Origin of the sequence: Streptomyces viridosporus (genome assembly GCF_002078235.1) — a bacterium.
Taxonomy (GTDB): Bacteria; Actinomycetota; Actinomycetes; order Streptomycetales; family Streptomycetaceae; genus Streptomyces; species Streptomyces viridosporus.
The window spans coordinates 1-8,324 of sequence record NZ_MSGP01000453.1; the positions used below are offsets into that span (position 1 = coordinate 1).

7 protein-coding genes are annotated in these 8,324 nt (G+C 73.8%); 2 read left to right on the top strand and 5 right to left on the bottom strand.

The window, feature by feature from the left end:
* The first annotated feature begins 223 nt into the window (after positions 1-223).
* Complete coding sequence (locus tag B7L92_RS28685; RefSeq protein ID WP_081240291.1) at positions 224-2,473, top strand: MMPL family transporter; 2,250 nt, start codon at positions 224-226, stop codon at positions 2,471-2,473.
* 64 nt (positions 2,474-2,537) lie between these two features.
* Here B7L92_RS28685 and mgt read toward each other — a convergent pair whose 3' ends face one another.
* Together mgt and erm are read right to left on the bottom strand one after the other, a co-directional pair.
* On the bottom strand, positions 2,538-3,737 hold the full coding sequence (gene mgt / locus B7L92_RS28690; protein ID WP_081240292.1) for a macrolide-inactivating glycosyltransferase: 1,200 nt from the start codon (positions 3,735-3,737) through the stop codon (positions 2,538-2,540).
* Between the two features lie 47 nt (positions 3,738-3,784).
* Complete coding sequence (gene erm, locus B7L92_RS28695) at positions 3,785-4,564, bottom strand: ErmE/ErmH/ErmO/ErmR family 23S rRNA (adenine(2058)-N(6))-methyltransferase (protein WP_081240293.1); 780 nt, start codon at positions 4,562-4,564, stop codon at positions 3,785-3,787.
* 471 nt (positions 4,565-5,035) lie between these two features.
* Here erm and B7L92_RS28700 point away from each other — a divergent pair, with 471 nt between their 5' ends.
* Positions 5,036-5,899: a phosphotransferase enzyme family protein gene (locus B7L92_RS28700; protein WP_081240294.1), complete on the top strand. Its 864-nt coding sequence runs from the start codon at positions 5,036-5,038 to the stop codon at positions 5,897-5,899.
* Between the two features lie 142 nt (positions 5,900-6,041).
* On the opposite strand, the gene B7L92_RS28705 is transcribed toward B7L92_RS28700, so the two are convergent.
* The 3 genes from B7L92_RS28705 to B7L92_RS28715 all read right to left on the bottom strand — a co-directional run.
* Positions 6,042-6,755, bottom strand: a complete 714-nt coding sequence (locus B7L92_RS28705) for an exonuclease domain-containing protein (protein WP_081240295.1) — start codon at positions 6,753-6,755, stop codon at positions 6,042-6,044.
* The gene (locus B7L92_RS28710; RefSeq protein WP_081240296.1) at positions 6,755-6,958 is read right to left on the bottom strand and encodes a 3'-5' exonuclease family protein; all 204 of its coding nucleotides are present in this window, start codon (positions 6,956-6,958) and stop codon (positions 6,755-6,757) included. The genes B7L92_RS28705 and B7L92_RS28710 overlap by 1 nt, the downstream gene beginning before the upstream one ends.
* 130 nt (positions 6,959-7,088) lie before the next feature.
* Positions 7,089-8,324 (bottom strand): DUF5919 domain-containing protein (locus B7L92_RS28715; RefSeq protein WP_255311191.1); only part of this gene is annotated, 1,236 nt, incomplete at its 5' end.

Below are 8,324 nucleotides of genomic sequence, written 5' to 3' on the forward strand. Positions count from 1 at the left end.
GGTGCCGGGCCCGGCACCCCGATCCCCGCCCCCGACGGCCCTCGGTAGATGTAAGGGACCGCGGTCCTCCCCAGTGGGGAGGACCGCGGCTCCGAGCGGATGACTCCGGCCGCACGAGCTTCACCGGACAGCACGACGAGACGTTCTTGTCCGGCTCATACCTTCGAAAGGCGAAAGGTGGCGGCAGGAGGGTCGCTGCCGTACACGAGGGAGCGAACCCGTCATGGGGAACGGAGATTCGCGGGTACGGGGCCTGGCCGCCCGGGCCGGCGGCTGGAGCGCCCGGCACCGCTGGGCGGCCGTCGGCATCTGGGTGCTGTTCGTGGTGCTGGCGACGGGGCTCGGCTCGGCCGCCGGCCGGGTCGACGTCGGCAACAGCGACCAGCTCAAGGGGGAGACCAGCACCGCCGCCCGCATCGTCGAGGACGCCGGGATCGAGGAGCCGGCCGGTGAGACCGTGCTCGTCCAGGCCAGGGACGCGGGCCTCACGGCCACGGACGCCGCGTTCCGGTCCGCCGTCACCGCGGTCGTCACGGCCGTGGAGGGGACCGGTGAGGTCACGGACGTGACGTCGCCGTACGAGAGCGGGACGGTCTCGAAGGACGGGCGCAGCGCGCTGGTCCAGTTCGACGTGCGCGGCGACTCGGACACCGCCGGCGAGCGGGTCGAGCCGGTGCTGAAGGCCGTGGCGGAGGTCCAGGAGGAGCACGGGGCGCTGCGGATCGAGGAGATCGGCGGCGCCAGCATGATGAAGACGTTCGACGACGCGTTCGGCGACGACTTCAAGAAGGCCGAGTACTCGGCGGTGCCGGTGGCCCTCGGCATTCTGCTGATCGCGTTCGGCGCGCTGGTGGCGGCGCTGCTGCCGGTGGCGCTGGCGCTCACCGCGATCATGGCGACGATGGGCCTGATGGGTCTGGTCAGCCACCTGCAGCCGATGAGCGACACCGCCAACTCGGTGATGCTGCTGGTCGGCCTGGCCGTCGGCGTCGACTACTGCCTGTTCTACCTGCGCCGTGAGCGTGAGGAGCGGGCGGCCGGCCGGGACGCGCGGACCGCGCTGCGGATCGCCGCCGCGACCAGTGGCCGGGCGATCGTGGTCTCCGGTGTCACGGTGTGCGTGGCCATGGCGGGCATGCTGTTCACCGGGCTCGCCGAGTTCGAGGCGATGGGCCTGGCCTCGCTGATGGTCGTGGCGGTCGCCATGGTCGGCTCCGTGACGGTGCTGCCGGCGCTGCTGTCGCTGCTGGGCGAGCGGGTCGAGAAGGGCCGCGTGCCGTTCCTGCGCAGGCGGCGCACCGGCGGCGGCAACGACAGCCGGTTCTGGCGGGCCGTCCTGGGGCGCGTGCTCGCCCGGCCGCTCCTCTCCGCCGTCGTGGCGGCCGGCGCGCTGCTCGCGGTCGCGGCTCCCGCGGTCGGCATGAAGACCCAGAACCTGACCCTGGACCAGGAGTTCGGCGACTCGCTGCCGATCGTGCAGACGTACAACCGGGTCAACGAGGCGTTCCCGGGCGGCTCCGAACCGGCCGAGGTGGTCGTCAGGGCCGATGACATCAACGCCCCCGAGGTGAAGTCCGCGCTGGCCGACTTCCGTGAGCGGGCGATCAGTTCGGGTGCCTCGCGCGGCCCGGTCGAGATCAAGCTGCACGACCGGCGGAACATCGCCTTCGTCCACGTCCCGCTGGTCGGCGGCTCCGACCAGGACGAGGCGGGCGAGAGCCTGGCCAAGCTGCGCGACGAGGTGCGGCCCGCCACGCTCGGGAAGGTGGACGGCGTCGAGGCGCCGATCACCGGGCAGGTCGCCGGTTCGAAGGACTTCAACGACCAACTGGTCGGCTCCGTCGTCCCGGTGTTCGCCTTCGTGGTGGTCTTCGCCTTCCTGCTGATGCTGCTGTCCTTCCGCTCGCTGACGATCGCGCTCACCTCGATCGTGCTGAACCTGCTGTCGGTGGGCGCCGCGTACGGCATCCTGGTGGCCGTCTTCCAGCACGGCTGGGGCGCGTCCCTGGTGGGCGCGGAGGGCGTCGGCGCGATCGTCACCTGGCTGCCGCTGTTCCTGTTCGTGATCCTGTTCGGCCTGTCGATGGACTACCACGTGTTCGTGGTCTCCCGGATCCGCGAGGCACGGATGCGGGGCCGTACGACGCGGGACGCGATCCAGCACGGTGTGGTCACCACGGCCGGTGTCGTCACCAGTGCCGCGGTCATCATGGTCGCCGTGTTCGCGATCTTCGGGACGCTGTCCATGCAGTCCATGAAGCAGATGGGCGTCGGCCTCGCGGCGGCGGTGCTCATCGACGCGACGGTCATCCGGGGCGTGCTGCTCCCGGCGGTGATGTCGCTGCTCGGGGAGCGCAACTGGTACCTGCCGAAGTGGCTGCACCGGCTGCCCGACCTGACCCACGACGAGACGCCCCCGGCGGTGGCGCGGACGGCGGCCCGGGACGACGAGGACGAACCGGCGCGTGTCTGATCCCGCGGGCACCGCGTGAGCGGGAGGGCCGGGCGGTCTGCGCCGGGCCCTCCCGCGCCGGTCGCTACCGCCGCCGCGGCAGCTCCGCCTCGATGAGGTCGGCGGCCCTGCGGGTGCCGCCCTCCTCGGCCATGCCGGCCTGGACGTCCTTCAGCCGACGGGCGACCTCCGGGTCGTCGACGAGGGCGAGGGCCGCGCTCCGCAGGGTCTCGGCGGTCGCCTCGTCGGTGGGGACGTGCCGGGCGACGCCGAGCGCCTGGAGCATGTCGGCGTTGCCGAACTGGTCCACGGCCTGCGGCACGGCGATCATCGGCGTGGCGGTGGCCAGTCCCTCCTGGCTGCCGCCGGCCCCGGCGTGGGTGACGAACAGGTCGGCCTGCTTCAGGATCGCGAGCTGCGGCACCCAGGAGCGCACCTCGACGCCGGCCGGGACGTCACCCAGTTCGGCCGGGTCGACGTGCCGGCCGATCTGGAGCACCAGGTGCCAGCCGGGCAGGTCGCCGAACGCCTTGACGCACTCCCGGTAGAAGGCGGGCTGCTTGGTGAAGGACGAGCCGAGCGACACCAGCACGACCTTCTCGGCGCCGGCGGGCCGCCGCCACTCCCCCTCGGCCGTGCGGTCGCCCTGGCAGGCGCCGACGAAGGAGTACACGCTCCCGTCGACCCGGTCGGCGTTCGGCTGCAGCGCCCTGGGGATGAGGACGATCGAGCGGGCGGGGTGGCCCGCGAACCGGTCGGGGTGCTGGGTGATCCCGTTCTCCTCCAGCCAGGCCTGGAAGCGGGCGTAGTAGGCGCGGCCCCGCTCGGTCCTCTTCGGCTCCTCCCACATCGGCTCGGCGACCTCCTGCTCGTACCCGTCCCAGGCGACGAGGTTCGGTGAGAGGGAGACGGCGGGCACGCCCCAGCGGTGGGCGAGCACGCGCGCCGGATAGGAGGCGATGTCGTGCAGGACGAGGTCGGGGGTGTCCCCCTCGTACGCCTCGATGAGCTGCGGGAGCGCCTGGACGGCGTCGTCGAGGAACGGCTCCACGTTGTCCAGCAGCGTGGTGCCCCAGGCCTCCGGATCGGCGTCGGGGCCCGGCAGCGTGCTGTTCCACGGTTTGGGTTCGGCGCCCGTCTCGGCGACCTTCTCCGCGAAGAGCGGCGGGATCGCGTAGGTCACCCGGTGCCCCCGCGCGACGAGCTCGCGGATCACCTCCAGGCTGGGGTTCACGTGGCCGTGCGCGGCGATGGAGAACATGGCGATGTGCGCGGGAGTGGTCATGCGCCGACCATAGGCGAGACGAGACGTCTCGTACAACCGGAAAACGGTCACCGGGCCAGCACCTCGTGCAGCCGCAGCCACCGCTCCGGCGCCACCTGGCCCACCAGGACGCCCGGGTCCAGCCGCGCAGACCGGAACGCGGCGTCCACCCGCCGCCGGGGCCACGCCCGGCACAGGGAGGCGTGCAGCGAGCCGCCGACCCCGGAGAACCCCAGGTCGACCAGGTGCCGCCACCTGCTCGACGCGGCGGTGTCGAGCAGCGGGACTCGGCGGCGCTCGATGCGGACGACACCGGCGTCGACCCGCGGCACGGGCCGGAAGGAGCGCCGGTCGACCCGTGCGAGCAGCCGCCACTCGTGGCGGGGCCAGGTCAGCACCGTCAGCCGGGTCCAGCGGCCGTGGTCACCGGTGCGTCTGCGGGCGTACTCGAGCTGGGTGAGGAGGGTGGCGTCGGTGAGGCGGGGCGCGCTCAGACACCAGTCGACGACGGCCGCGGTGCGGGAGAACGGCACGTTCCCGGCGACGGCGAACGGCGTGCGCGGCGGGTGGGCGGCGAGGAAGTCGGCGCCGACGACGCGCACGTGGGGCGTGCCGGAGAAACGGCCGCGCAGCGCGGGCACGAGCCGCGGGTCGATCTCGTAGGCGTGCAGCTCCCGGCAGAGGGGGGCGAGGACGTCGGTCAGCGCGCCCTTGCCCGCGCCGACTTCGAGCAGCAGGGGGACGGGTCCGCCGTGCGGGACGGCGAGCCGGGCGAAACGCCGGGCGGTGGCGCGGTCGGCGAGGAAGTTCTGCGAGAGCGCGCGGGAGGAGGCGGTGGGGCGGGCCATGGCCTGCGGTCCTTGTCTTCCGTGAGGGGAAAAGGGCGGACGACGGCCCTGACCGGAAGACAGAGGAAGAAGCGGGAGGAAGGGGAGGCGTGCGGATGGCCGCCGCGCTGATCAGCGGGCGTGGCTCCCCGGACCGGTCAGGGCTCCGGGGCAGCGGCGCATCCGGACGGAGTGCGCGCAGCCCCGGCCGAGGCCGGAGATGAAGATCGCGTCGAAAGCTCCCACGACGAGGACGCTAGGGGGCCGCCGTGACGGCGCGCAACGGGTTTTCCGGGCGGGGGATCGAGCGCTCCGCGTACCGCGCACACCGCCCCACCTGTGCCAATGGGAGACTGACCGGTGGACGGCCGGATCCGCGCGGTGTCCGCGCGCGAGGAGTCGCGAGGCCGGCCGCGCGCGGGACGGCCGGACGGGTCGAACGGAACGAACAGGCCGGGCAGGCCGGACACGGACGGACACGGAGGCGGACGGATGGACGAGGCACGAGCGCGGGACGTACTGGCCGCGGCGGACGTGCTGCCCGGTGCGGCACGGGACGCGCGGCTGCTCGCGCTCGGCGAGAACGCGGTGTTCACCGCCGGTGACCTGGTCGTCAAGGTGGGCCGGGACGCCGGGCTGCTCGACCGGGCCCGCCGGGAGCTGGCCGTCGCGGGGTGGCTGGCCGAGGCGGGCGTGCCGGCGGTCCGGTCGGCCGGACCGGAGGCGCTGCTGGTCGAGGGCCACCCGGTGACCGTGTGGCACCGGCTGCCCGCCCCGGTACGGCCCACCGAGCCCCGGGACCTGGCCGAACTGCTGCGGCTCGTCCACGCGCTGCCCGCTCCTCGCTTCCCGCTGCCGCCCCGTGATCTGCTGGGCGGCGTGGAACGCTGGCTGCGGCTCGCGGGCGAGGTGATCGACCCCGCGGACGCGGCGTACCTGCGCGAGCGGCGCGACGGTTTCGCGTCGGCCGCCGCGGAGCTGACGCCCCACCTGCCGCCGGGCCCGATCCACGGGGACGCGCTGCCCCGAAACGTGCACGTCGGAGTGGACGGGCCGGTCCTGGTGGACCTGGAGACCTTCTCGACCGATCTGCGCGAGCACGACCTGGTCGTCATGGCCCTCTCCCACGACCGCTACGGGCTGCCGGAGGAGGCGTACGCGTCCTTCACCGAGACCTACGGCTGGGACGTGCGCGCCTGGGAGGGCTGCGCGGTGCTGCGCGGCGCGCGGGAGACCGCCAGTTGCGCCTGGGTCGCCCAGCACGCGCCGGGCAACCCCAAGGCGCTGGCCGAGTTCGAACGCCGGGTGGCGTCCCTGCGGGACGGGGACGCGACGGTGCGCTGGTATCCGTTCTGAGACGGCTCCGGCGGGGACGGCCGGACCGGCTCGCCCGCCGGCTCCCGCGGCGGCCGGGCCCCGTCCGTCACCGCGGTGACGCCGCCCCCGCGGCGCGGGAGGTCCCGGACCGCGGCGGGGAACTCCTTTCCCCCGGCCCGGGTCATCGGCTGCGCGGGACGACCGGCCAGGCCGGCTCGACGACCGCCGTCGGGTTCGTGGTCCGCCGCAGGTACGCCTGCAGGGAGGCCGACTGCGCGGCCGCCGCCCCCACCTGGAGGTCGTGCAGATCGGTCAAGGACATCGTCCCGACGTGTGGGTGCTTCTCGCCCATGCGCCGCACCACACGGGCCGCGGCCACCGCGTCCGCCCTCGCGTCGTGCGCCTCGTCGAGCGACACGCCGTAGTACGCGCACAACGCGTGGAGGGCACGCTTGCCCTTCCGGTACTTGTCGACGTGCTTGTCGATCACCAGGGGATCGACGACCGGCGAGGGCACGGCGCCCAGTCGCTCACTGAGCGACTCCAGCCCGTACCGCCGGCACTCACGGTCCAGCAGGGACAGGTCGTAGCGCGCGTTCATCACGACCAGGGGCGTCCTCGCGTGCAGGACCTCGGCGACGGCCCGGGTGATCTCCTCGATCGCGCGCGGGGCCGGGACTCCGTGCGCGCGGGCGTGCTCCGTCGGGATGCCGTGGATCGCCGCGGCCTGTTCGGGTATCACCACGCCGGGATCGAGCAGCCAGGTCCGCTCCGCCGAGACGGCCCCGTCCGGCTCCAGGCGCACGACCGCCGCGGTGACGATGCGATCGGTCTCGATGTCCGTGCCCGTGGTCTCCAGGTCGAAGGCCGCCAAGGGCCCCGTGATCCAGCTCATCACGCGGCCACCGCTCCGGCGTGGGCCGGGACCACGTCCGCGGGGATCGGCGCCCCCGGGCCGGCCGCCGGCCGCTCCCGGCGCCCCGGCCGTCCCCCGTCCCCGACCTCGCTCACGGTGCCCGCGACGGTCCGCGCCTCGCGCGGGTCGGTCCCCGTCGTCTCCGGGTCGAAGCCGACCAGCGGCTCCCGGTGCCAGCCCATGGGCTGCCCCCTTCCATGTGGTGCGTTCCCCCAGTGGCCTCCACCCTCGCACGCACCACTGACAATCAGAGGATCACATTCCGCTTACCGTCGGGACCAGTCCCCTCCGGACCGCACCGGCACGGGATGTTCACGACACCGGACGCGAATCCGCCCACATCTGCTCGAACTCCTCGCGGTAGGTGGGGAACAGCCCGCCCACCTCGATCTCCCCCGGTTTGACCACCTTGTCCCCGTTGCGCAGGACCAGCACCGGTGCCTCCATCCCCCGGGTGCGGCGCAGGTAGTTCTGCACGACGGCGATCCCGTCCGCCCCGTCCCCGTCGACGAGGTAGGCCGTGCAGCGCGGCGTCTCGTCGTAGACCTGGATCTCGAAGGCGCCGGGGTCGCGCAACCGGGCGCGGACGCGGCGCATGTGCAGGATGTTCATCTCGACGGCGCGGCCGAGCTCGCCGCGTTTCATGCCCAGTTCGCGCTCGCGGCGCTTGACCGCGCTCGAGGCCGGGTTCAGGAACAGCAGCCGCACCCGGCTGCCCGACTCGGCCAGCCGCACCAGGCGGCGACCGGAGAAGTTCTGCACCAGCAGGTTGAGGCCGATGCCGATGGCGTCGAGACGGCGGGCGCCGCCGAAGATGTCCTCCGCCGGGAACTGACGCAGCAGCCGCACCCGGTCGGGGTGCACGGCGACCACGTCGGCGTACCGGTCGCCCACCAGGTCCTCGACCGCGTCGACGGGCAGCCGGCGCGCGGACGGCACGTCGCCGCCGGCGCCGAGCATCTCCAGCAGCCGCGCGGAGGCCCGCTCGGCCTGGTTCAGGACCGCCTCGGACAGCGCACGGTTGCGGGAGACGACGTTCCGCGTGACCTCCAGCTCGTCCAGGGCGAGTTCGACGTCCCGGCGGTCGTCGAAGTAGGGCTCGAAGCAGGGCCAGTGCTGCACCATCAGCTCGCGCAGCTGCGGCAGGGTGAGGAAGGACAGGACGTTGTCGTCGGCCGGGTCGAGCAGATAGCCCTTGCGGCGGCTGACCTCGCGCACCGCGACCGCGCGCTGCACCCACTCCTGCCCGGCGGGCCCGGCGGCGGCGACCACCCAGTCGTCGCCGTGCACGGGCTCGTACACGGGACGCAGCACGGCGGCCACGACCGCGCGCAGCCGCTGCTCGACCAGGTTCAGCCAGATGTAGGCCCGGCCGGCCCGCTGGGCGCGGGTGCGCACCTCGCTCCAGGCGTCGGCGCCCCAGTCCAGTTCCGGTCCGATCGAACCCGCGTCCATCGGACGCGCCAGCGACACCGCACCGGGCGGGACGTCCGTGGAGACCCCCTCGCGACCCTCGTCACCAGGGGGCAGCTCCAGCCCTCCCGAGCC

Coding starts and splice junctions, on each gene's coding strand:
- B7L92_RS28700 (WP_081240294.1), top strand. CDS start 5,036: ATGGACGAGGCACGAGCGCGGGACGTACTGGCCGCGGCGGACGTGCTG.
- B7L92_RS28685 (WP_081240291.1), top strand. CDS start 224: ATGGGGAACGGAGATTCGCGGGTACGGGGCCTGGCCGCCCGGGCCGGC.
- mgt (WP_081240292.1), bottom strand. CDS start 3,737: ATGACCACTCCCGCGCACATCGCCATGTTCTCCATCGCCGCGCACGGC.
- erm (WP_081240293.1), bottom strand. CDS start 4,564: ATGGCCCGCCCCACCGCCTCCTCCCGCGCGCTCTCGCAGAACTTCCTC.
- B7L92_RS28705 (WP_081240295.1), bottom strand. CDS start 6,755: ATGAGCTGGATCACGGGGCCCTTGGCGGCCTTCGACCTGGAGACCACG.
- B7L92_RS28710 (WP_081240296.1), bottom strand. CDS start 6,958: ATGGGCTGGCACCGGGAGCCGCTGGTCGGCTTCGACCCGGAGACGACG.